Genomic DNA, 23,595 nt, shown 5'->3' on the forward strand with positions numbered 1-23,595 from the left:
GCATCTTAGCTGCAAATTAGGATAGATAAAAATTGAACTTCTCGATGAGATCTATAGACAAAAGTCTATACCTTAGCAAGGGGCAACAGAGGTTACTCTCTTGTTGTCACCACCTCACTCTCTAAAGCGTAGATGGGAATAAACTCCTTGGGAACTCAGGATCCCCGGCTGCGCAGATACCGTGAATGGCTCTAGGACATCCCCGAAGTTCTGCTGCCCTACTTCCGGTCTTCGATAGGCTAACGCAAGCAGGATCCCATTCACCTCTTCATCCCAAGGCTACCATCGTAAGTCCCTGTGAAATTGCCAAGAAGATGAAGATTGAGAACAACGACCTAGAAGGGCGTTTTGACTTTAGGTTGCTTGACCTTCAGCTCGCGAATCCGTTTCAACATCTTCTGGAAATACTCCGCCAGGTAGTCCTCAAGAGAGGTCAGAGAGGCCAGTTCAATCCCCAGGGTTTCGCATACAGGCGTCATATCGGCGTGCATGGGTTCTTTGGCCGCGATCACCTCCACAAACGCCAGCCGGTCGGCAATGTTCCAGCTCCACTGAAAAAACTGCGCCACCTTGCGCGCCCCTCTCAGCAGTCCCAGCGGCATGGTGCTGACTTTGGCCTTTTTGCCGGAGAGCTGCTCGCACAAGGCAATGACTTCTCGAGCCGTCCAAGCCTTGGGCCCCACCAAGGGAAAGATTTGCTGCTTGGCAGCTTCTACAGTGAGAGCTCGCACCGCAAACCGGGCTGCATCTAGGGTGTCTAGGTAGGCCGTTGGCATGCCCTCGCCGGTTACCCAGACGATTTGTTCTTCCAAGATGGGGATGGCGTACTGGCCAATCAACCCCTGCATAAAGCCCGCTGGCCGGAAAATGGTGTAGGGCATCTGGGATCCGATCAAATACTTCTCAATGTGATGCTTGAAATTCATCAGGGGCACATTGGGATACTCGTGGTGGGCGCCCATGATGGAGAAAAAGATAAAATGCCCTACCTGGGCAGCCCGTGCCGCATTGATCAGGGCAACCTTGCCATCCCAGTCCACCTGACGGGCGCTGAGGGTGTCGGTCACCCGCACCGTAGCACAGTCGAGCACCGCCTCGATGTCTTCCATCGCGGAGTTGAGGGTGCTGGGCTGAAGCAGGTTTCCCACCTTCAGGTGAGCGCCCCATTCACTTAAGAAAGCAGCCTTTGCCGGATTTCGCACCAGACAGGTAACTTGGTGTCCCTCTTCGATGGCTCGGCGTACCACTTGACGGCCCAGCGTTCCCGTCGCCCCCACAACCAGCACGTTCATAAAATTATCATTTCTTAACCTTAGGCTTAGTCTATCAGACCAGCGCAACTCCCGACACAACCTTAGAGGCAGCAACAAACCAATGGGGATCCTCTGCCAAGCCGGCTTTGAGGGATCCCCAAAGTTGGGTACTGAAGCGTCTAGCTGGCCAGCTCGTTCATGCGTTGCGCCAGGGTAAAGTCCAGTTCTGTAATGCCCCCGGCATCGTGGGTGGTGAGATCCACCCGCACGCGGTTGTAGACATTGGTCCATTCGGGATGGTGCCCCATGCTCTCGGCCACCAAGGCCACACTGCTCATCCAGCCAAAGGCTTCGACAAAGGAGCGAAACTGAAATTGACGATGCAGCTTCCCATCCTGCAAAGACCAGCCCGGCAGATTTTCCAGCTTGGCTTGGATCTCGGCTTCACTGAGTTTGACAGGTCTGGACATGGGCTTTCCCTCCAGTCTTTGCCACCGCTTTCATCAAAAGAGCAACTGAGAGCGGATCCCAGCTTATTTACAAAACTTCATAACCTTTTGGTTCTGCCACGCCAGCGGCGCCGAGGGGTTTGTACAGCCAGTAGCCTTGCACGGAGAAATGGGCCCGCTTGTAGAAATTGAGGGCAGCCTGGTTATGGCGATAAACCTGCAGGGTGATGGCCGCCAGCTGCTGCTGGGATCCCCAGCGTTCCACCTGTTGCATCAAAGCTCTGCCCAGGCCCTGCCGGCGATGGGCGGGATCCACCCAGAGCAGAAAAATGTAGGCTACCCGCCGATGGGTGGCTTGATCGGTGGAGATGCCGGCCCAAACACAGCCCACCGGCTCTGCAGTTTCTTCTTTCAAGATCCACCAGCAGGGGGTGCGGGGTGGGTCGAAGAGGCGATCCAGCGTCTCTTCTAGGTGATCCCAGTTGCTTTGCTCTGGAAAAGATTCCTGCAACGTGGCCTGCAATCCTCGTCGCACCCAGGGCCGATCCCAGGCTGAACCGATGCGCCAACGATAACCCACAGGCAGAGGGATCCCTTGTTCAGCCATCCTCAGGCATTTGCAGAAAGGGCCACAGGCGTCGCTTCTTCTAGAGGGGCAGGCTGGGCCATATCCTCCGGCAGAAACGAGCGAATGCTCACCACCACCAGGGTAAACAGAAACACCAGCAGGATGAGAGCGGGAAAGATATATTGCCGCAAGATGTTCATATTTCTACATAACCTTGGTCTCTACAGCATAGCGTGCAGAGGGGAATCCCTAGGCAGCTTTTCGGAAATCTCCTCGGTTTTTCTTCTCCTGATCTCCATCTCAGCCCCTATCGACTGACCCTGGGGGATCCCATGCGTCAATAAGGTGAGAAAGTGTAGCCTACGATTCCAAAGTGAGGTTGGCTGTGCATTAAGGTCGAGCGTAGTTGTGGGTCATCACTCAACTGCCCAACCTGATCCCACTGCTGCGCGACGCGAGCGGAGAATCCATGAGCACTCCCAATCGCCCCTTGAAGACCCTTGGGATCCCTCCCAATGCCTGGGCTGTGAATGCCGAAATGGCCGACATCACCCGTCCACCCTTGGATCCCCGGCCCATCCTGCTACCCACCTCCAGCAAAACCCTGCGCTTGGATCTGGCCAAGGCGGCGTTGTTGGTGATCGACATGCAAAACGACTTTTGTCATCCCGACGGTTGGCTGGCCAGCATCGGCGTCGATGTCACACCGGCGCGGGCTCCCATCGGCCCTCTAAAAGCCCTGCTGCCCCGCCTGCGACAAGCTCAAGTGCCGATTGTGTGGGTGAACTGGGGCAATCGCCCTGACTTGCTCAACATCAGCGCCGGCTTGCGACATGTGTACAACCCCACCGGAGAGGGAGTAGGGCTGGGGGATCCCTTGCCTAAGAACGGGTCTTTGGTCCTCACGCGGGGCAGTTGGGGCGCTGCTGTGGTGGAGGAACTGGAGGTCAAACCCGAGGATATCTGGGTGGACAAGTTCCGCATGAGCGGCTTTTGGGATACCCCTCTCGATAGCATTCTCAGAAACCTGGGGCGCACCACCCTCTTTTTTGCCGGCGTGAACATCGACCAGTGCGTCATGACCACGCTGCAAGATGCCAATTTCCTCGGCTACGACTGCATTTTGCTGGAAGACTGCGCCGCCACCACCTCTCCTGAATACTGTTTGCTAGCTACCCTCTACAACGTCAAGCAGTGCTTTGGCTTTGTCGCCTCCTCCTCAGATTTGCTCGCGGCTCTCCCCTGTTAGCACTTGCCCACTATTCACCCCTCATCTCTTGAGCGGAGGATCCGGATGCAAACGCTTTCCCGCTGCGTGATTCCAATTGTTAAAACCCCTGCCGATTATCAGGCTTTTCGCATCAGCCCCCACGATACCAATCGCCTGGCCATCGTGTTCGATCCTTCTCATGCTCAGATTTCTCTAACCTTTTGTGTGGAGATCTTCGATGAGGGAGGCAAAACCCCTCCAAATCGCCATCAAATGGCTGTGGAAATGTTTTTTGTTCTCAAGGGGGAAGGCCTGGCCATTTGCGATGGAAAAGCGGCCCCCATCAAAACTGGAGATAGCATTTTGGTTCCGCCAACAGGCGTGCATGAAATCCGCAACACCGGCCCAGGCCGCCTCTACGCCCTCTGCTTCATGGTGCCCAACGAAGATTTTGCCGAGCTCATCCGCTCCGGCACTCCTGCGGACTTGGATGAGGAGGATTTGCAGGTGCTGTCGGGGGGCTGGAGAAGGGCATTTGCTGAGGCTTAGGCCTCAATGGCTCTGGGAGCTGTAGAGGTTGGAAGTCAGGGGTACTGATACATTCACGCTGAACTCTCCTGAACATGGTTCAGGAAAGAAGCGATCGCATCCTGCCTATCTCTGTTCGCGTCAGCGGGACGGAGTCCAAGCAGGAAGGCGGTATCCCGCAAAGCCCTGAGGAATACCCCCCGAGCGCTTTCCCCCTTCACTTCCCGGCAACCGTTGCGGTGGACTCAAGGATCAGGGGGAAACTTGGTCTACTATATCCCTCTCAATGACTTTTGCCAAACCGCCTAAAGCTCAGTAAATTCAGCAAAGTTCAGGGTTTTGGGGGTTAGAGGCATGCTCCGACAAATCTTTTCCCAGGGTCTCTGTTTCCATAAATCCATAAAAGCCATAAAAGAGGGGTCTGGAGGGGGCTGCGTTTGCGCCAGCAGGCCGGAGATCAAGGGCAATACCAGGGAAGGGGCTCAAACTCTGGTGGGAGTTTCTCCCTGATACATTTACGCTGAACACTGCTGAACATCACTGTTCAACTATGCAGCGATAGCATTCTGTTTGTTTCCAACCAGAATGGCGGTATCCCGCAAAGCTTTGAGTAGAATACCCAAAGCGCAGTTTCCGTGTCGTCTTACTACCAATTTTCTGCTTTGCTTTGGCTACCATGTTGGCAGACTCGAAAGTAAACAGAAAGATCAACTGGTAGTAATCCGTACTGAACATATTATACATTATTTTCAGTATAGTTGAGCTTATTATTGACTAGAGTCATGCTCTCATAAGGGCTTCTGTTTTATCTTAGGAAGAATCCACTCTTAGGAAGAATCCACCCAGGGATCCCTTAGGTTGTCCTTGGTTGGTATCCCTTTGGCAAGACTTGCTAGCCCAACCCAGACCATGCTGCCCGTTCGTCCCCGCGAAACTGTTTCCATGTTCACCCGCGACGGGATCCAACTGGACGCGGATGTCTATCGCCCGCAAGGGGAGGGGAGCTACCCGGTTTTGCTGATGCGGCAGCCCTATGGGCGGGCCATTGCCTCGACGGTGGTGTATGCCCATCCCAGGTGGTATGCGGCCCAGGGGTACATTGTGGTCATCCAGGATGTGCGCGGACGGGGAACTTCCAAGGGATCCTTCTACCCTTTCCGCCATGAGGTGGAAGACGGGTTTGACGCCGTCAATTGGGCGGCTGCCTTGCCGGGGAGCAACGGCGTAGTGGGCATGTACGGCTTCTCTTATCAGGGCATGACCCAGCTGTATGCGGCTTCTACCCGTCCCAGCGCCTTGAAGGCCATCTGCCCGGCGATGCTGCCTTACGATCTCTATGCCGATGCCGCTTACCCAGGGGGGGCCTTTGCCTTCTACAACAACCTCAGTTGGGCCTTGCAACTGGAGACCGAAGGGGCGCGTCTCAGGGGGGATGCCAATGCCTACCAAGCGCTTTTGAAAGCTGCCCGCAATCTCCCCCTCTACGACCCTATCCCCCTCAAGCCGGGGGTGTTGCAGCAGTATGCCCCCCAATCCTATTACTTCGACTGGCTGGAGCACAGCGAGCCGGATGAATACTGGCGCAAGCTCTCTCCCCGTCTAGAGGTGGTGGATCTGCCGATGCTACACATTGCCGGCTGGTTTGACAGCTACCTGAGTGGTAGCCTGCGCCTCTACAAGGAAATGAGCGCCCGCAGCCAGAACCCTCAATACCTGATCATCGGCCCTTGGATCCATCTCCCTTGGGGGCGCAAAGTGGGGGCGTTGGACTTTGGCCCAGAGGCTGTCAGCCCCATCGATCGCCTGCAGGTGCGCTGGTTTGACCAGTTCCTCAAAGGCAAAGATACAGGGATCCTCCAGGAGCCGCCGGTACGCCTGTTCGAGATGGGATCCAACCGCTGGCGCGGCTTTGATGCTTGGCCTACCCCTGAGCCAAAAGCTTTTTACCTACACAGCACCGGCTTGGCTGCCCTTTCAGAAGCAGAGGGATCCCTTCGCCCTGAACCCTCGCCGACGCAACAATCGGATACCTTTGTTCACGATCCCTGGCGACCGGTGCCGGCCTTGGGGGGCCACCTAGTTCAGCCTGCCGGGCCGCAAGAGCGCTCCGCCCTCGACTGCCGCACCGATGTCCTGACCTATACCACTCCGCCGCTGCAAGCCGAGCTGGTTCTGGTCGGGGACATTGCTGTGGAGGTGTACGCGGAGGCCGACAGCCCCAGTTTCGATCTTTGCGCTGTGCTCTCGGTGGTAAGGCCCGATGGGCAGGTGTATAACTTTTCCCAAGGCTATTGTCGCCTACGGGATCCCCAGCCCAGTACCCCCATTCTGATTCCCTGTCAGCCCACCTGTATTCGCATTCCTTGCGGTCATGCTCTGCGCCTCAGCCTTAGCGCGGCTTGTTTTCCGGCCTATCCTGTCAACACAGGCACGGGAATGCGGGAAGAGCGGCTGATTGAGGCCCGCATTCTCACCATCACTCTCCGCAGCGGTGGCGAGACGCCTTCGCGGCTGCACCTGCCCATGGCTTGAAGCCAAGAAGAGACCAAGCTTCGGGATCCCGTTCGCAATCCCCGCTTACAAAGAGACACCAAACGTTAGGATAGAAACAGGCAGGGCAAGGGAACACCATGTTGCAAGACCCAAAGTTGATCCGGCACTATCAGGCTTTGACCGATGCTCTGGTGGATACCTGGCAGCGGGGCTACCGGCGCACCGATGAGCTACGTCTGCTGGTGGATGGCTACCTGCTGGCCTTGCGAACTGGCAAACAATTGGAGCCCTTCGAGATCTATCGCATTGAGGACGAGGTCAACCGCTTCCTCTACGATCCGTCCAACTTCATAGATCCGGAATTGGAGCCAGAGGCGGAGCCGATGCGGGGTTATTGATTTTGTGAATCCCTGTTGGCGATCCCTAGAACAGGTGGGGCAAAGTTTTGATTCCAACCTTTTCTGATCTCCCCTCGCCCCTTGGGAGAAAGACTAGGGGGGAGGGCGCTGACTGAGTTCTGGTTTTGTCGAGCATCTTGCGCCTGGTAGGCTGAGAGGGATCGATTCGTTCCTGATTCCAGTCGTATCGGTTCTATGGCGGTTTGGGATAGGGTGATGACCTCCCGGCATCTGCCCCTGCTGGGATCCGGCTTGGGCTTGGGGGTAGCCCTGATCCTCTGGTACGGGGTGTTTGGCTACCACGTGCTGCAGATTGGCCTCTGGCTGCTGAGCATCCTGCTGGTGGGGTTGTATTGGGCGCAGTTTTCCCCGGCTCAACCCCCTTGGGATCCGACGCGGCTGCGCTGGCAACAGGAGCTGTTGCACCTGGGGCTGTTGGTGTTGGTCTTTGCCCCGATCTACCTCTACGACCTGCCCAACATCCCTTTTCAGATCAATACTGACGAGATTGTGATCACCTCCATGGCCCGTCGCGCCTCAGGGGTGCGCTATCCCGATATCTTTGGGCTGATGCCGGAGTATTTCTATTTCCCCCGCTTCATGTTCAGCCTCTTCGGCGGCCTGACGCGGCTGATGGGGGGAGTCACGCTGCTCAATGTGCGCACGGTACATGCTGCCTTCGGGGTCGTCACCATTCTGGTGGCCTACGGGTTTTTTCGGGCATTTTGGGGATCCCGGCTGGCTTTGGCGGGGGCGGCCCTCTTGGGATCCAACCACGCCTTGCTGGGCATCAGCCGCATGGCCATGCGGGAAAACCTGATTGTGCTGGTGGAGTGTGCGGCCCTGGCCTTGCTCCTCAAGGGCGTGCGGGAAAAAAATCCCCTGCTGCTCTATCTGGGGGGAGGGGCGGCGGGCTTCTCTCTGTACGGCTATTTGCCGGGGCGGGTGGTGATCCTGCTGGGGTTGCTGTTTGGAGTTCTGTACCTGCTCCTGGGCCGGGAGGATCTCCGAGGAGAAAACAAGCAAGCTAATCCCCTCTGGGTCCTGGCTAAGCTGACGGTGCCCGCGGCGCTGGGCTTTTTTCTGGTGGCTGGGCCCATTCTGGTGGCCACGGTCACAGCACCTGCGGTGAGCGCCGAGTACTCTCGCCAACAATTTCTCTTTTTCCCGGAGGGGCGGGCCCTACAGCAGATGTGGGTGAATGCGGCTACGCCAGAGGAGGCGGTCTGGCGCAACATCTTCAACGGCCTGAGTATGTTCAACGACTCCGGCCAGCACGACCGCGGCTACATCTATCCCAACTACGGCCATGCTTTTGTGGATCCCTTGACGGGGGCTTTGATCTGGCTGGGGCTGGGATCCGGCCTCTACCGCCTTTTCAAGAAGCGCAGCCAACCCCACGACTGGCTGTGTATCGGCAGTTTCCTGTTTCTTTACTTGCTCTTTAGCTTTGCCATCACCAAAGCCCCCAACTACACCCGCCTGCTGGTGATCCTGCCCTTTGTAGCCTATCTAACCTTGGAAGGGATCCAAGTGCTGGCAGGTCTCCTGGAACGCTGGGGATCCCGGGCCGGGAGTTGGCTGCCGGCGGCGGCGATGGCGGGGGCAATCCTGCTGATTGGGGGGTGGAACCTGGCCATTTTTGGAGACTTTGTCCACAAAGGCTGGACGCAGGGCAACGATGTGGGGGCTACCGGGCGCTATGTGGCAGCTCGCCAAGGGGATCCCGACTACCGCTTCTATCTGGCCGCCAGCGCTGCCTACCCCTATTTCGGCTGGGGGGAACCCCACTATTGGCAAAGCTGGATCCAATTTTTTGCCGGACGGGAACAAAAGGTAGCGGTGTTTTCCCCTGAGGTGTTGCCCATCCAGGCGCTGGAGCCACCGTTTACCCTGTTCATGAACGAGTGGGTATGGGATCAGCAAGGGGCAGAACTGCAACGGCGTTTTCCCAGCGGACGGTTGCACCGGATCCCTGCCGAGCGGGGGCTATGGGCCTTTGAGGTGGCGGATCCCTAGAGCTCCCCCCCTGGTTTGGCCAACCCACTGTTCGCGGGACGGAGTCCTTTCGCGTCAGCGGGACGGAGTCCTTTCTTTTTACCAGGCTAAAAGTAGCTGAAAGCACACTATGCAGATCCAGAGCCGCCAACAGTAGAAGAAGTAGAAGAAGATGATAGCGTTCCAGGGATCCCAGACGTGCGTTTTGATGCCTACGACCCGGGCGAGGGGTTTTACGACGAGCTGTTTTTGGGGCGTAACCAGCCCCGTCCTGAGGCGATCCCGCTGATTGAGCGCATTCATTCTCTGGAAGAAGGGGAACTGCAGCAGCGGCAAGCGGCGGCGCAGGCGGCCCTCTTTCAAATGGGGGTGACCTTCAACGTCTATGGCGATAGCCAGGGCACAGAGCGAATTTTCCCCTTTGACATTATTCCCCGTATCGTCTCAGCTTCCGAGTGGCAGCGGCTGGAGAAGGGTCTCAAGCAGCGCATCCACGCCCTCAACCTGTTCATCGACGATGTCTATCACGACCAGAAAATCCTCAAGGATGGGGTGATCCCTGCCGAGCTGATCGAGACGGCCAAGGGATTTCTGCGGCCCTGTGTGGGGCTCAACCCGCCGGGGAGAATTTGGTGCCACGTCACCGGCACCGACTTGGTGCGGGATCGGGACGGGACTTGGTACGTGTTGGAAGATAACCTGCGCTGTCCGTCGGGAATCTCTTATGTGCTGGAAAATCGGCGGGTGATGAAAAGCACCTTTCCCTCCCTGTTCAACACCATGGGGATCCGCCCGGTGGACGACTACCCTAGCCATTTGTTGGATACTCTGCTTAACCTGGTGCCGCAACTGGCCAATCCAACGGTGGTGGTGCTCACCCCCGGCATCTACAACTCCGCCTACTTCGAGCATTCTTTCCTCGCCCAGCAGATGGGGGTGGAACTGGTGGAAGGGCGGGATCTGGTGGTGGCCGATGGCTATTTGCAAATGCGCACCACCAAAGGGCTGCAGCGGGTGGATGTGATCTACCGCCGCATCGACGATGACTTCATCGATCCCCTTGCTTTTCGCCCTGATTCCCTCTTGGGGGTACCCGGCCTGTTTGAGGTCTACCGGTCGGGGCGGCTGGCGATCGCCAACGCTTTGGGAACGGGGGTGGCGGACGACAAGGTGATCTACGCCTATGTGCCCCAGATGATCCGCTACTATCTGGGAGAGGAAGCCATTTTGCCCAACGTGCCCACCTACCTCTGCTGGGATCCTAAGGATCAGGCGTACGTACTGGAAAACCTGGACAAGCTGGTGGTGAAGGCAGCCAACGAGTCGGGTGGCTACGGCATGTTGATGGGATCCCAGGCCACACCGGAAGAGCGGGCTGCTTTTGCCGAGAAAATCCGCGCCCAACCGCGCAACTACATCGCCCAACCCACCCTGTGCCTTTCTCGCGTGCCCACCTTGGTGGATCGGGGAGAAGGCCCCCGTCTAGAACCCTGTCATGTGGACTTGCGGCCCTATATCCTCTACGGCAAAGAGATCTACGTTCACCCAGGGGGGCTGACCCGCGTCGCCCTCAAGAAGGGATCCCTGGTGGTGAACTCCTCCCAGGGGGGCGGCAGCAAAGATACCTGGGTGCTCTGTGTGGATCCCGGCTGTTGAGAGACGGCTGGCAAAATAGGCTCAAAGTCGCTCGCCCGAACCTCTGCTCCACCGGCCAAAGCGGCTGGCATGCTGAAGCGCCAAATCCACGTAGTGCTGGGCGTGAAGGCGCAGTTGCTCGACCTCTTCCTCGGTGAGGGTGCGGATAACCTTAGCCGGGATCCCCGCCGCCAAAGAGCGAGGTGGCACAGACCGGGTGACCACCGCTCCAGCTCCCACCATGCTGCCCGCCCCGATGGTGACCCCGCTCAAGAGAACGGCCCCAATCCCGATCAGACATCCCCCCTCGATGTGGGCACTGTGGATGACCGCTCGATGGCCTACGGTCACTTCCTCGCCAATCAGGGTCGGCTGTCCGGGATCCCCGTGCAGAATGGCTCCATCTTGGATATTGCTGCGGCGGCCAATCACAATGGGCGAGAGATCCCCCCGCAAGATGGCCCCGTACCAGATGCTCACCGCTTCCGCAAGTTGGACATCGCCGATCAGTGTGGCATTGGCGGCAATAAAGGCTGCCTCATCTACTCCCGTCGGCTGCCGATCCAGCCCAATTGGCCAGGTGTCCTGTTTTTCTCGTTGCATTTAGAGTCGAGGCCGTTCATGTCAGTTGGGCTTGACGTTGAGAGAGTAGAGGGGATTCAGACGGTTGCAAGGGGCGAATGGCAAAGAAAGTTTCGTAGATGCAATCGCCAACGTGGTTCATTTGTAGCTGCAATTTGTCGAGAAACTCATGTAAGCCCTGCTCCATAATGTCGTCGATGGTTAGGTAGTCCAGCTCAGAACGCAGGCGGCCCAAAGCTCGCTCGCTGGGATCCCGCCAGGTATCGGCTGGGGTGCCGGTGATTTGGTGCAGGGATCGATCCGCGTGAATAAGACAAAACTGAATGGAGCGGGGAAATTGCCGATCCAAAATCAGGAAAGAGGCCACCTCTCTGGGATTGATGCGGTGCTGGCGGCTGTATTTCCGGTACATTTCATAAGCACTGGCCGACTTCAGCAAAGCAATCCACTGCAACTCATCCAAAGCCGTACCCACATACTGCAGAGAGGGCAGCAAAATAAAATACTTAACATCCAAAATGCGCGCCGTTTTGTCCGCCCGCTCCAAAAGACGGCCAATCTGGCCAAAATGCCAACCTTCCCCGTGGGTCATGGTGGCATCCATCACCCCGGCGAATAGGTGACTGGCCAGCTTCACTTCCGTGAAAAAATCATGGAGCTGACTCAGGTGGGGGCCTTGCTGAGCCGCTTCTTTGACCATCAAATAAAAGCGGTTGACCCGCTCCCACATTTCTGAAGAAATGACCTCCCGCACAGAGCGGGCATTTTCCCGCGCCAGCCGCAAACAGGAAAGGATGGAGTTGGGGTAATCCCTATCAAAAGCCAGGAACTGGATGACTGTTTCTTGGGTTGCCTGGCCATAGCGTTGGTAAAACAGCTCCTGATCCCCAGTGGTGTAGACAATGGGATCCCACTGCTGGGCGGGACCGCTGGGCAAGTCTAGGATGAGGTTGAGATTGACATCGATGAAGCGGGCGATGTTCTCGGCGCGCTCCACGTAGCGGTTGAGCCAGTAGATGGAATCGGCCACGCGACTCAGCATGCTGTTACCTCCTCTGGAGTTTCTTGTCTCCGCGCTCCGTTCAAATTCAACAAACGAAGCAGCCGCCGCACCTTCACCAGCAGCACCCCCGTTAGGCCAGTCAGGATCCACCCCATCCACTCGGCTGCAGTACCCAGATAGCGCACCTCCACGCGATGATCCCCCGGTGGGATCCGCACCTGCAACAGCCCCACTCCGCTGTGCTCAGCAGATGTGAGGCGACCATCCACCTGTACCCGCCAAGCAGGGTAGTAAAACGTGCGCAGGACTACCCATTGATCCTGATCAGTGGGGTTAACGGCCCGAAAACGACGGTAGCCATAGCGCCACTGCTCCACTTCCAACAGTGGCTCCAGATCGCTTTGTTCTCGTCCAAAGTTCACCATGTCGCCTTGCCACCGCAGCAGCGGATCCACCTCTGGGGGCGGCATGGGCAGGGTTGCTTGGCGAGGTCGGTACTCCGGCACATCCACCAGCGCCAGCCCATCGGGAAAGATCCAGTGCCAGTGAAGAAAAGCGATGCCCGGTCGCTCCTGGGGCTCGTTGGGAAATGGCTTGGCGGCAGACAGCTCTTGAAAAGTTTGGATGGTCTGGGGGTCAAACCAGGCTCTGGACAAGACCTGCCAGCCCTGCCAGCTTTGTATCCCCATGGCCAGACCTATCCCCACAATCAAGAGGATCCTCAAGCCCTTTTGTCCCCACCCCCAGGTGGCCAGGGATCCCAACAGCCAGGGCACGGTTACCGCCGTCACCGCCATCCAGCGCCAAGAAAACTGAATGCGTCGCAGGGGCAAAATCCACTCGTAGAGCCAACCCAGCAAATCCGTCATCATCAGCAGGGCCACCAAGCTGGCCCCCAAGCTGTAGAGCAGGATGGCTTTGGCCAGGGGAGCATGGGATCCCAAGGCATCAAAGGACTCCGTCTCGTTAGCGCGAACGGAATGGATCGGGGTCATCCCCCTTGTCCTGCGGGCCAGCCATTCCCAGAAAACCAGGATCCCAGCACCCAAGACAACGGCCACCATCCAGATCCAGTACCCCACCAGGCCGCTCTCAAACCAGTGCTGCGTCAGTTGTGGCTGGAGCCGGGTCAGCCCACTCAGCATCAGGCGATGTTGGGGCATGTACTCTTCGACAAAATTCACCAACTCCACCTGGATGAGGCGCTGATCCCAAAAGGCTGGCAGCAGATAAAACGCCGTCCACCCCAGCCCCAGCCCAAACCCCAAGTAGCAGCGCCCCACCCTGGGCCAGAGGGGATCCCAGCAGCCCAGCACCCAAGGCAGAGGCAGCCAAGTTAGCGTAAAGACCAGCAAAGTGGGCAAGTGAGATAGGGCCAACAGGCCGTAGCTAATGGCTAAGGCCACAATCGGCCAAAGGGACTGGGGCCGGCAGATCACCTGGACTGAGGCCCAGAAAATCCAGGGAGAGACAGCAATGGCCCACACTTCCCCAATTGCCCCCCGTTGATAGATATCCACCAGCCAATAGGGGCCGGCCATACCCGCCAGAGCCAAAACCAGAGCCCAAGCCCAGGGGATGAGTTGCCGGAGAAGGGCATACAGCCCTGTCCCGAAGACCGCCATCGCCAAGCCCATGCTGGCCACCAGGGATCCGGGCATGTCCAGCCCCAGCAGGCGAAACGGCAGAGGGGCCACCATGCACAGAGGGGGGTAAAAGGCAAAGGTAGGATTGCCGTAGCCGAAGTTGGAATACTCCAGCCAGCGGGGGTAAAACTGCCCGCCGAAAAACTGTCGTTGATACTGAAAGGCCCAACTGAGGTTGAAGTGAGTGGAGTGAGTCATGGGATAGCCCTGGCGCAGCATGGGCCAGAGCAGCACCCCAATGCCCACCAACAACCCTAGCCCAACACCCCTCTCTGGTTGTTGCAAAGCTTTCAGCATTTCTCGGCGTTATCCCGATCCTCTGCCTCGAAAGGCCCAGACTTCCCCCCATACTTGCGCAGCAGCCGGATGTGTTCGATCACCATCGTCTTCTCCAAGGCCTTGGCCATGTCGTATAGGGTGAGGGCAGCCACCGAAACTGCTGTCAAAGCCTCCATCTCCACCCCTGTTTGGGCGTTGGTTTTCACTGTAGCGGTGATCAGAAAGCCGGGCAGATGGGGATCCGGATCCAGATCCACGGTGACGCTGCTCAAGGGGAGAGGATGACACAGCGGGATCAGATCGGCGGTGCGCTTGGCAGCCATGATCCCGGCCAGGCGGGCCGTTTCCACCACATTCCCTTTGGGCCCTTGACCGGCCAGAATAGCCTGCAAAGTCGTTTCTGACATGCGTACCTGCCCTTGGGCAGTGGCCAAACGGGCAACCATGGGCTTGTGTCCCACTTCCACCATTTGTGCTCGGCCAGAGGCGTCCAGGTGGGTGAGGGCTTGCCCAACAAAGGACTCTGTCCTGCTGGCGCGACTAGAACTCGAATCCGATGGCACCCCGGCCTCCCACAATCCTTGAGAGCTGAAGAGTTGGCTTAGGCTCCGATGAGGTCGGCAAATCGGCAACCAGACCCGCAGGGACTTGACAACTAGTAGCGAATCCAGGCATAGGCGGCATCAGAGAGCACCGGCACCTCGGCGTAGTGGCCGCGAATGTTTTGCACCCAGGCGTAGACGGTGATGGCAATCACCCCCAAGAGAGCCGTGGTGGCCAAAATGCTGACCATCGCCGCCAGACCAAGGCTGCCAAAGAGCATGCCGAACACCTGCATCAGCACCTGCACCAAGAACAAGGCAATGCTGAGCAAGAGCGCCTGGATGGTGTTGAAGCGAACAAAATGGGCTACGCGGGTGTTGCGGATCACCAGGAACAGCAGAGCCAAAAACACCCCCATTCCCAGCCAGCCCGTGGCCAGGGGCACCAGACGAAACAGAGGCGCAAAAATGGGGATCAGCCCTGGCAGAGATTGAAACAGCCCAGAGGGCAAAAAGCCCAAGGGCAGAGCCGATACCAAAGGCAAAAGGTAGGGAAGGGATCCCCACAGCCGATTGATGGGAGTGATGTCGCCGCGCCAGGTCATAATCCGTCGATCCCTATTAGGTGCAATGGTTACTGGAGCTGGCTTGTCGGTGCGCTTCTGGGATCCCCGCAAGCTACAGGTCGGAAAGAGAAAGCAACACCCAAGCCTTGGGCTTATTGTAGTCGATGGATTTGGGTGGCTCAACGCGCTTGGCCGCAAGCCGGCTTCTGCTTTCCAGTGAGCAGAAAAACTCGAGGCCAAAAGGTTCAGGGTGAGCGTTCCGATGCATCTGGGCTGGTATAATCAACGGCAAATCCTGGCTGCATACCGGTTTTTTGGGTTCTTTACATTTTTCAGCTTCCACCATGAAGATTTCATTGTCTCCCGCTGCTGGCGTTGTCGGAGCTTTCCTCTGGCAAGTTTGGTCTGGGCTCATTGGTTTTCTCAACGACCGTTTGTTGCCGGAGCGCTATCACATTCGGCCTGAAGCTTTGCCGGAGTGGATTACTCAGGTGTGGGCTGGCTATCTGCGCTATCGGGAAGCCTCTCGTCCGGGGGCGATCCAGTTTCGCGGCTTGACGGTGGATCCCAGCCGAGAGCTGCGCTCGGCTTACCTCGGATCCCGTCCGCTCCGCTACCGCGGCTGCCCTGTGGAGACGGTTGCCCGCTCTGGGGATCCTTCTCCTACCGCCCAACCCATCCCTGAAAAGGCTTTTGTGCCCCCCTACTGGAAACTCCTCAATACGCTGCGCTTGAAGTTGAGCCTGGCCGATATTGATCGCTACCCCGTCACTCCGGCCCTGCAGCGGGTTTACCGAGGTCGAGAGTTTTAACACCGCTCTGCTGCTCTGCACGACAGTGGAGTTTTAAGGCTGGGGATCCCTGCAGTGGGCGGGGATCCCCTTTTGGATTTTGTTCGCGACAGCGGGACGGAGTCCCCAGATCGGACTTGTGGGTTTGGGTGAGATTGCGATCGGGTGGTTTCTCCTGGGGTGAGGGGAAAGCTGAGAAAGACTGCAAAAAAACTTAAGGTCACTTTCCCGCTGGGGGATAAGAGCCCCTACAGTGGATAAAGAAGAACATGGTGCTCCGCACCGCCAACGCGAATGAGCTTTGTTATGTCCAAAAGCGGCGTGCTCCTGCTGAACTTGGGGGGGCCAGAGACCCAGGCTGATGTGCAGCCCTTTCTTTACAATCTGTTCGCCGATCCTGAGCTGATCCGCCTGCCATTTCCCTTCTTGCAGCGGGCCTTTGCCTGGGCCATCTCCACACTGCGGGCCGAAAAATCCCGCCGCAACTACGCGGCCATTGGGGGGGGATCCCCCTTGCGGCGCATCACTGCCGAGCAAGCGCGAGAACTGCAGGCCCACCTGGTGGCTGAGGGCTATGACGTGCCGGTGTATGTTGCCATGCGCTACTGGCATCCGTTGATCGAGTCGGTGGTGCAGCAGATCAAGTCGGATGGGATCACCCGCTTGGTGGTGCTGCCGCTCTACCCGCAGTATTCCATCAGCACGACGGGATCCAGCTTTAAGCTGCTGGATCGGCTCTGGGCTGAGGATCCGGAGCTGGCATGCATCGAGCGCTGCCAGATCTGCTCCTGGTACGATCAGCCTCAGTACGTGCAGGCGATGGCCAGAGCAATTCGGGAACAGTTGGATGGATTTGCCGAGCCCGAAGGGGTGCATGTGCTGTTCAGCGCCCACGGCATTCCCGAAAGCTATGTCACCGAGGCCGGGGATCCCTACCAACAGGAAATGGAAGCCTGCGTGCGGCTGATCTGGAAGCAGGTGGGACGCCCCAATGACCACACCCTCTCCTATCAAAGCCGGGTGGGTTCGGTGCGGTGGCTGCAGCCCTATACCGAACGGGTCATCCTGGAGTTGGGATCCCGAGGTGTGAAGCAGTTGCTGGTGGTGCCGATTAGCTTTGTGTCGGAGCACATCGAGACCCTGCAGGAGATTGACATCGAGTATCGGGAACTGGCCCATCGAGCTGGGATTGCCGATTTTCGCCGTGTGCCCGCCTTAAATACCGACCCTCTGTTCATTGCTGGCTTGGCGGCGCTGGTGCGGACTCATCTGCTCACTCCGGGCTTGGCAGCTCCTGCCTTTGTCCCTGCTGCTGTGGGCGGCTCGCTGCTGGAGCGGTAGGGAAAAACTCCGGGCATTTTATGAACGCTGACGCGACCAGACGAGGGCGCTGCCTGCACATCCATAAGCAATCCCCCCTCAAGAGAGAAAAGAGCAGAGAGCAAAGAGCAGAGAGCAAAGAGAGCGTATCCTCACTTCTCACCTCTCACTTCTCAATCCTCACTTCTCACTCCTCTCGTTGCTCCGCACCGCTGACGCGAATAGGAAGTCTTGATTAGGAATGACCCTAGGCCCGAGGAAAGCCTTGCTGACGAAGTGGCTGCTGACCTATTTCTACCAATGGCTGCCTTTCCCCCAAGAGTGGCTGCCGCAGGAAAGCTATTGGGTAGGGGGATCCCTGCGGGATGCTTACCTGGCTTGGCTGCGGAGCTGTGCTGCTGGGGATCCCGCTCGCGACGGTGGGATGGAGTCCTCAGCGTCGGTGGATTTGGACCTGATGTGCGCTGTGGATCCCGTGGGCTGGGCAGCGGCAGTGGCACGGCGTTTGGGGGCGGGCTTTGTGGTGTTGGATCCCGAACGGCAGATTGCCCGCATTGTGTTGGCAAAGTTGACCGTGGACGTGGGGCTGCAGGCGGGATCGACCCCTGAGGAGGATCTGAGGCAGCGGGACTTCACCTGCAATGCCCTGGCCTTGGATCTGCAAAGGGAGCAACTGCTGGATCCCACAGGCGGACAAGCCGATATTCGCCAGAGCCGGATGCGCATGGTACACCCCGACAACCTCAGCGCCGATCCGGTGCGGCTGTTGCGGGGTTATCGACAGGCGGCTCAACTGGGGTTTGTGCTGGATCCGGCTACGCAAGAGGCAATCCGGGAGCGGGCCCCCCTTTTGGCGAATGTGGCGGCAGAACGGGTGCGGGCAGAGATAGTGGCCCTGTTGGAGGCAGGGATCCCAGGGCTGGCTCACCTACAGGCGGCGGTGGCGGCGGGGTTGCTGCAGGCTTGGCTGCCCCACCTGAAGCCGGAAAGTCCGGGCTTCCCTCAAGCTCAGGCCGTGTGGGAGTGGGCCGGGCGCTGGCAACCGCTCTATCCCCGCACGCTGGCAGAGCTGGCCCAGCCCTTGACATCCTCACGCGAAGGGCGCGGCAGGCTGTTGGCAGTGGTGCTGGCAGCCTTGTTGTGGGATCCAGCGGGAACTGAGGACTCTGTCTTGCTGACGCGAACGGCAGAAAGGGTGGAAACCGAGCTGGAGCGGCTGCGCTTCAGCCGAGCGGAAATGCGGGCCATCCAAAAGCTACACCATCTTCTGCCTCAGCTTCAGCTTCTCCTGACGGACTCCCCCACCCCTGCGCAACAGTGGCGGCTTTATCAACAGGCGGGATCCCTGTTCGGTGGCCTGGCGCTGTTGGCGGTGGCTACGGGCGGCGACCCTCAAAAGCTGGAGTCTTGGCTCAAACGCTACGAAGACCCCCAGGATCCCCTGGCCCATCTGGTGCCCCTGCTGGATGGCCGCGATCTGCTGCACAGCTTGGGGGCTAAACCCGGCCCCTGGGTAGGCCAGTTGCTGCAAGACCTCCAGGAGGCGCAGGCTTGGGGGCAGATTCAAACTCGTGCCGAGGCGCTCTCTTTTGCCCGCCGGTGGCGTGGCCAGCAAAAAGACTAGCCGAAGCGATAGCCGAAGCCGCGCACCGTCACCAAATACTCTGGGTTGCTGGGATCCAGCTCCAATTTTTCCCGCAGCCAGCGGATATGCACATCGACGGTCTTGCTGTCGCCCATGAAGTCGGATCCCCAGATGCGCTCCAGAAGCTGTTCCCGCGTCCAAACGCGGCGGGGATTGGACATAAACAGCTCCAACAGGCGAAATTCCTTGGGGGAAAAACTCACCTCGACGCCCCGCACCAACACGCGGCACTCCTGGGTAAACATACACAGATCCCCGTAACGGAGCACCGTGGCATCGCTGGCTTGGGCCAGTTGTTGCCGGCGCAACACCGAGCGACAGCGGGCGATCAGCTCCCGCATGCCGAAGGGCTTGGTCAGATAATCGTCGGCCCCCAGTTCCAAGCCCACCACCCGGTCGGTTTCGCTACTTTTGGCCGTCAACATCAGGATGGGAATCGTGTTGCCCTCCCTGCGCAGCAGCCTGCACAGATCCAGACCGTTCAAGCTGGGCAACATCAAATCCAAGATCATCAAATCCAGCCGCTCAGCCGTATGTACCACCTCAAGGGCTTGCCGACCATCAGCGGCTTGTAAAACCTGATACCCCTGCTCTTCTAAAGCCAGGGCAACCGTTTCCCGAATGGCATCCTCGTCATCCACCACCAGCAGGGTCTCCAGATGGGGAGCAGCTTCCTTGGCTTGAGGAAGTGGACCGGTCATGGAGAGGGTTGCTTCCATACAGAACTCCGTTGCGCCTGCACGCAAGTGCTCCGCACCGCCGTCACGAACGCGGAAGCGTCACGTAGCAATCACTGCCTCACAGGGTGAGAAGGGCAAGTGCCGCCACCGTCAACAGCAGCCCCCCGATAGGATATCAAACTTCCAGGGCAGGCCAATAAAGAGAACAGGGGCGGACTGACTTGCACAGGGCCTTGAGACGGCGAATGGAACCGAAAGGATTCCAAAAACCTGCAATTCAGGATGATTGATTTAAGATCTCTAATGTGGAGCCGCCCCTACCCACGCCTCATGGTGCTCTGCACCCCTCCCGCGAACGGCAACTCACGCTTTAAGGACTCCGTCCCGCTGTCGCGATTGGCCGGAAACCGGTTATGTCTGCTTCCCCTTCTGCACTCTGGGCCACTGGCGGAGCCATTCTGCGGCTGTTGCGCTGGCACAAGCCGGCAGGGCGACTGATTTTGATGATCCCGGCGCTGTGGGGAGCTTTTTTGGCCGGACGGGGAACGCCCCCTTGGCCGTTGGTCGGGATCCTGATTCTGGGCAGTTTGGCCGCCAGCGGAGCGGGCTGTGTCATCAACGATCTTTGGGATCGAGATTTGGATCCGCTGGTGGAGCGCACCCGCCATCGCCCGTTGGCCAGCCGGGAGTTGACCGTTGGCGTCGGGATCCTGATGGCGGTGGTGAGTTTGGCCTGTGCGGCAGGGCTGGCGCTGTTTCTCAACCCGGTTAGCTTTGCCCTCTGTGTGGCGGCGGTGCCGGTAATTCTGCTCTATCCAGGGGCCAAGCGGGTGTTTCCGGTGCCGCAGTTGGTGCTGGCTCTGGCGTGGGGATTTGCCGTGCTCATCAGTTGGACGGCGGTGAGCGGCCAAGATGCCAACACACCCCTGTGGGAAGAGGGGCTGGGCTGGCTGTGGCTGGCCACGGTGTTGTGGACACTGGGATTTGATACCGTCTATGCTCTTGCGGATCGGGAGGACGATGAGCGGGCCGGGATCCATTCCAGCGCCCGTTTTTTCGGGCAGCGGACGCCGACGGCGGTGGGGCTATTTTTTTTGGGCACTGCCATCGCGCTGTTGGGGGTGGGGATCAGCCTACGGTTGCATGGAGTTTATTTTGTCAGTTGGGCCATCGCCAGCGTCCTCTGGGGCCGGCAAACCTGGCAGCTCCACCAAAGGAATGCCTCTCCCACCTTGTACCTGGCCATCTTCGGCCAAAATGTGGTGCAAGGGTTTATTCTGCTGGCGGGGATGATCGGCGGGTCCCTGCTGGCCTAAAGGATCCCTTGGCCTCTCGCATGGCCAGATGCCTCTCTGAAGAACGCCTTGCCCCTCAGCCGACGCTGGGGCTGCCTCTTTGGGAAGGGATCCCGACAAATCTCCGGACTGGCAGGAATCGGCCCAGGGCCATGGGCAAACGGTAGAATGAGACGATTAATTGCAGGATCCCAGCCTCCGATGGCCCCACTGAGCAGCGGTGAGCCTCCCTATGACATTCTTATTCTCTCAAACGGCCCTGGAGAGCTGACCACCTGGGTGCGTCCGGTGGTGATGGAATTGCGCCAGCAACTGCCTCAGGCACGTCTCTCCCTGGTGCTGTCCCCCTGCCCCCATGCTTCCGGGCAAGAGATGAAGATAGCGCAAGCGTTCGTCGACGTGGATCGGGTGCAGGATCCCGATTTTTTTCTGGCTTTTTTGCTTACTGGCCAAACCGAAGAAGCCTGGAATTGGGCCAAGCGAGGGGTGGTGCTGTTTCTGGGGGGGGATCAGTTTTTTGCCGTCTGGATTGCTCGCCGCTTGCGCTATCGGCTGGTGGTCTATGCTGAGCATCAACCCCGTTGGCGGCCTTGGGTACATGCTTTCGCCGTGCGAACCGAGGCAATCAAACGCCGCTACGATGGCGGACGGCTGCTGGGCCACCCTTGGGCCCACAAAATGCACGTTGTCGGGGATTTGATGGCGGATGGCGTAGCCAGCGCTGTCTATTTGCCGGGGGTGCCCCTTTCCGGCTGGCTTGGCAGCAGATCTCCTGCCGCTGCCTCCAAACCCACGGCAGGCTTTTCTTCCCCAACCCAAGCCTTTGGCCTGCTCCAAGATGCATCTCCCAGCTCCATCGGCGAGGGGGAGCCTGTAAGAACTGCGCCAGAGAGAGTGGGGAACCGCTTCACCGATGAAGAATTGCTACCGCGCGGCTGGCAGCGTCTGAGCGATGAGAACCGCACCCACTATCAGGTGGGGCTGCTCCCAGGCTCCAAGCCAGCCAAGCTCTCCTTGGGGGTGCCATTGGTGTTGGCTGTGGCCGATGAGCTGCGACAGATGCTGCCGAATGTCCGCTTTGTGATCCCGGTGGCCCCAGGACAAACCCCCCAGTCGTTGGCAGCCTATGCCCATCCCAAGCTCAATCCCGATATGGCTTTGATCTATGGCACCTCAGCCATTCTGGAGCAGACCAATCTGGGATCCCAGTTTGTTACCCCCTTTGGCAGCACGGTGCAATTGTGGACAAGCTTCCCTGCCTATTCTGTGCTGGCCAACTGTGATCTCTGTCTGACCACCATTGGCGCCAACACCGCCGAGCTGGCCTATTTGGGGGTGCCGATGGTTGTGGTGATCCCTACCAACAAGCTGGAGGCAATGCGCGCCTGGGATGGGATTCTTGGCCTGTTGACCCGCCTTCCAGGCTTGGGCACTTGGCTGGCCCGCGCCGTCAACAGAATTGCTCTGCGTTGGCTAGGTCACTTGGCTTGGCCGAACATCTGGGCAGGGCGAGAGGTGGTACCGGAGTTGCGGGGCCACTTGCGCCCGGTGGCCGTGGCCGCACAAATGCGAGTTCTGTTGGAAGATCCCCAGCGCCGTCAGCAAATGCAGACAGAACTGCAGCGGCTGGGGGGAAGGCCGGGAGCCGCGCAAGCCATTGGAGAACTGGTGGCTCAGCAGTTGAGTAAAGGCTAGGGCAGAAGGCAATTTGCTTGAGCTCGACCCAGTGGAGAGTTGCGCGAGGAGCTCCCTTGGCGCGATTGGAGATCTCTCCTTGCTGCCGGCAAAAAGTGCTAAAAGGGGAGTGGAGGTTCCTAAACGGAGACCATTCATGCTGACGGAGGCCGAGCAGTCGGCGGTGGAAAGCCCCAAAACGGGGGAGGGCAATTCTCTCCCTGCTGGCAAGCCGGAGCCAAAACTGGGGTTCTGGCAGCAATTTTGGGAGGATGTTGATTGTGTCTTCGATCGGGATCCGGCAGCACGCAATCGCTGGGAGGTCATCTTCACTTATCCCGGTGTGCATGCTCTGTTTTTGCACCGCATCGCCCACTGGCTGTGGAAACGGCGCTGGTTTTTCCTAGCGCGGCTGCTCAGCTTCTTGGCTCGTTCTTTCACATTGATTGAAATCCACCCGGCAGCCAAGATTGGGCGGCGCTTTTTCATTGACCACGGCTGTGGGGTGGTGATCGGTGAGACGGCAGAAATTGGTGATGATGTTACCCTCTACCACGGGGTCACCTTGGGGGGTACTTCCTGGAGCAAGGGCAAACGTCATCCCACCCTGGAAAACGGGGTGATTGTTGGCACGGGGGCCAAGATTCTGGGGCCGGTTCGCATTGGGGAAAAAGCTCGTATCGGAGCCAACGCGGTCGTGATTCAGGATGTGGCTCCCGGCATGACGGTGGTTGGGATCCCAGGCCGTGCGGTCATCCCGCCCCATCAGCGCCGCATCCCCGCCCATGGCATTGACCTGGATCACCATCTCATGCCTGACCCAGTGGGACGGGCTATCGAACAGTTGCTGCACCGTATCCAAGATCTGGAAGCCCAGGTGGCCCGCCTTAACCGGGAGCGGGAACAGGTCCGGCAGGATCAGGTGAGAGGCGAAGCAGAATATTCGTAAACTACCCGACCCTGACTGCTTCGCAGTACAGGGCGGGCTTTTGGTAGCCCTGCAGTTGGCAAGCCAACCACGAACCTCCAGGCTGGTTTAC

At 58.6% G+C, this 23,595-nt stretch carries 23 protein-coding genes; 12 read left to right on the plus strand and 11 right to left on the minus strand.

Going from position 1 to position 23,595, the window contains the following annotated elements:
• Positions 1 to 335 precede the first annotated feature (335 nt).
• The 4 genes from ACVWY8_RS12255 to ACVWY8_RS12270 all read right to left on the minus strand — a co-directional run bounded on the left by ACVWY8_RS12255 (position 336) and on the right by ACVWY8_RS12270 (position 2,470).
• Positions 336 to 1,292, minus strand: a complete 957-nt coding sequence (locus ACVWY8_RS12255; protein WP_011434413.1) for an NAD(P)H-binding protein — start codon at positions 1,290 to 1,292, stop codon at positions 336 to 338.
• 140 nt (positions 1,293 to 1,432) lie between these two features.
• Positions 1,433 to 1,723, minus strand: a complete 291-nt coding sequence (locus ACVWY8_RS12260) for a 4a-hydroxytetrahydrobiopterin dehydratase (RefSeq protein ID WP_457395221.1) — start codon at positions 1,721 to 1,723, stop codon at positions 1,433 to 1,435.
• A gap of 67 nt (positions 1,724 to 1,790) precedes the next feature.
• Complete coding sequence (locus ACVWY8_RS12265; RefSeq protein ID WP_457383990.1) at positions 1,791 to 2,309, minus strand: GNAT family N-acetyltransferase; 519 nt, start codon at positions 2,307 to 2,309, stop codon at positions 1,791 to 1,793.
• 2 nt (positions 2,310 to 2,311) lie between these two features.
• Entirely contained in the window at positions 2,312 to 2,470 is a 159-nt protein-coding gene (locus ACVWY8_RS12270) for a hypothetical protein (protein WP_414342473.1), read from the minus strand.
• 269 nt (positions 2,471 to 2,739) lie between these two features.
• Between ACVWY8_RS12270 and ACVWY8_RS12275 the strand changes: the two genes are divergently transcribed.
• The 6 genes from ACVWY8_RS12275 (at position 2,740) to ACVWY8_RS12300 (ending at position 10,553) form a co-directional block, all read left to right on the plus strand.
• A complete protein-coding gene (locus ACVWY8_RS12275; RefSeq protein WP_414331517.1) occupies positions 2,740 to 3,519 on the plus strand; it encodes a cysteine hydrolase family protein in 780 nt (259 codons plus the stop codon).
• A gap of 45 nt (positions 3,520 to 3,564) precedes the next feature.
• A complete protein-coding gene (locus ACVWY8_RS12280; RefSeq protein WP_414331516.1) occupies positions 3,565 to 4,029 on the plus strand; it encodes a cupin domain-containing protein in 465 nt (154 codons plus the stop codon).
• Positions 4,030 to 4,917: 888 nt separating this feature from the next.
• Positions 4,918 to 6,540, plus strand: coding sequence for a CocE/NonD family hydrolase (locus ACVWY8_RS12285; RefSeq protein ID WP_457387378.1), 1,623 nt, complete (start codon positions 4,918 to 4,920; stop codon positions 6,538 to 6,540).
• 98 nt (positions 6,541 to 6,638) lie between these two features.
• Complete coding sequence (locus tag ACVWY8_RS12290; RefSeq protein ID WP_011434405.1) at positions 6,639 to 6,899, plus strand: DUF6761 family protein; 261 nt, start codon at positions 6,639 to 6,641, stop codon at positions 6,897 to 6,899.
• A 216-nt stretch (positions 6,900 to 7,115) separates the two neighbouring features.
• A complete protein-coding gene (locus ACVWY8_RS12295) occupies positions 7,116 to 8,918 on the plus strand; it encodes a glycosyltransferase family 39 protein (RefSeq protein WP_457395217.1) in 1,803 nt (600 codons plus the stop codon).
• Between the two features lie 177 nt (positions 8,919 to 9,095).
• Positions 9,096 to 10,553 (plus strand): circularly permuted type 2 ATP-grasp protein, encoded by a 1,458-nt coding sequence (locus ACVWY8_RS12300; protein ID WP_457395214.1) that lies wholly within the window; start codon positions 9,096 to 9,098, stop codon positions 10,551 to 10,553.
• Positions 10,554 to 10,574: 21 nt separating this feature from the next.
• Here the strand turns inward: ACVWY8_RS12300 and ACVWY8_RS12305 are convergent, their stop codons facing one another.
• From ACVWY8_RS12305 to ACVWY8_RS12330, 6 genes are all read right to left on the minus strand, one after another.
• Positions 10,575 to 11,135, minus strand: coding sequence for a gamma carbonic anhydrase family protein (locus ACVWY8_RS12305; RefSeq protein ID WP_457395211.1), 561 nt, complete (start codon positions 11,133 to 11,135; stop codon positions 10,575 to 10,577).
• Between the two features lie 16 nt (positions 11,136 to 11,151).
• Positions 11,152 to 12,156, minus strand: a complete 1,005-nt coding sequence (locus tag ACVWY8_RS12310; protein WP_457383986.1) for an alpha-E domain-containing protein — start codon at positions 12,154 to 12,156, stop codon at positions 11,152 to 11,154.
• Complete coding sequence (locus tag ACVWY8_RS12315) at positions 12,150 to 14,060, minus strand: hypothetical protein (RefSeq protein WP_457395209.1); 1,911 nt, start codon at positions 14,058 to 14,060, stop codon at positions 12,150 to 12,152. Before ACVWY8_RS12315 ends, ACVWY8_RS12310 begins: the two co-directional genes overlap by 7 nt.
• Complete coding sequence (gene moaC, locus ACVWY8_RS12320; protein ID WP_457395207.1) at positions 14,054 to 14,605, minus strand: cyclic pyranopterin monophosphate synthase MoaC; 552 nt, start codon at positions 14,603 to 14,605, stop codon at positions 14,054 to 14,056. The genes ACVWY8_RS12315 and moaC overlap by 7 nt, the downstream gene beginning before the upstream one ends.
• A gap of 92 nt (positions 14,606 to 14,697) precedes the next feature.
• The gene (locus ACVWY8_RS12325) at positions 14,698 to 15,189 is read right to left on the minus strand and encodes a Tic20 family protein (protein WP_457395204.1); all 492 of its coding nucleotides are present in this window, start codon (positions 15,187 to 15,189) and stop codon (positions 14,698 to 14,700) included.
• A 73-nt stretch (positions 15,190 to 15,262) separates the two neighbouring features.
• Positions 15,263 to 15,496, minus strand: coding sequence for a hypothetical protein (locus ACVWY8_RS12330; RefSeq protein WP_457395201.1), 234 nt, complete (start codon positions 15,494 to 15,496; stop codon positions 15,263 to 15,265).
• Here ACVWY8_RS12330 and ACVWY8_RS12335 point away from each other — a divergent pair.
• From ACVWY8_RS12335 to ACVWY8_RS12345, 3 genes are all read left to right on the plus strand, one after another.
• Positions 15,495 to 15,962: a hypothetical protein gene (locus ACVWY8_RS12335; RefSeq protein ID WP_457395199.1), complete on the plus strand. Its 468-nt coding sequence runs from the start codon at positions 15,495 to 15,497 to the stop codon at positions 15,960 to 15,962. The genes ACVWY8_RS12330 and ACVWY8_RS12335 overlap by 2 nt on opposite strands.
• 285 nt (positions 15,963 to 16,247) lie before the next feature.
• Entirely contained in the window at positions 16,248 to 17,282 is a 1,035-nt protein-coding gene (gene hemH / locus ACVWY8_RS12340) for a ferrochelatase (protein ID WP_457395197.1), read from the plus strand.
• A 244-nt stretch (positions 17,283 to 17,526) separates the two neighbouring features.
• The gene (locus ACVWY8_RS12345; protein ID WP_457395195.1) at positions 17,527 to 18,885 is read left to right on the plus strand and encodes a CCA tRNA nucleotidyltransferase; all 1,359 of its coding nucleotides are present in this window, start codon (positions 17,527 to 17,529) and stop codon (positions 18,883 to 18,885) included.
• Here ACVWY8_RS12345 and ACVWY8_RS12350 read toward each other — a convergent pair.
• Complete coding sequence (locus ACVWY8_RS12350; RefSeq protein ID WP_414406609.1) at positions 18,882 to 19,625, minus strand: response regulator; 744 nt, start codon at positions 19,623 to 19,625, stop codon at positions 18,882 to 18,884. The genes ACVWY8_RS12345 and ACVWY8_RS12350 overlap by 4 nt on opposite strands.
• A 374-nt stretch (positions 19,626 to 19,999) precedes the next feature.
• On the opposite strand from ACVWY8_RS12350, the gene ACVWY8_RS12355 reads away from it, so the two are divergent.
• The 3 genes from ACVWY8_RS12355 to cysE all read left to right on the plus strand — a co-directional run bounded on the left by ACVWY8_RS12355 (position 20,000) and on the right by cysE (position 23,504).
• Positions 20,000 to 20,902, plus strand: coding sequence for a 4-hydroxybenzoate solanesyltransferase (locus tag ACVWY8_RS12355; RefSeq protein WP_457395192.1), 903 nt, complete (start codon positions 20,000 to 20,002; stop codon positions 20,900 to 20,902).
• A gap of 180 nt (positions 20,903 to 21,082) precedes the next feature.
• Complete coding sequence (locus tag ACVWY8_RS12360; RefSeq protein ID WP_414383373.1) at positions 21,083 to 22,576, plus strand: glycosyltransferase family protein; 1,494 nt, start codon at positions 21,083 to 21,085, stop codon at positions 22,574 to 22,576.
• A 136-nt stretch (positions 22,577 to 22,712) separates the two neighbouring features.
• Entirely contained in the window at positions 22,713 to 23,504 is a 792-nt protein-coding gene (gene cysE, locus ACVWY8_RS12365) for a serine O-acetyltransferase (RefSeq protein WP_414343630.1), read from the plus strand.
• Positions 23,505 to 23,595: the final 91 nt, after the last annotated feature.

This window comes from Thermostichus sp. OS-CIW-32, assembly GCF_054060415.1.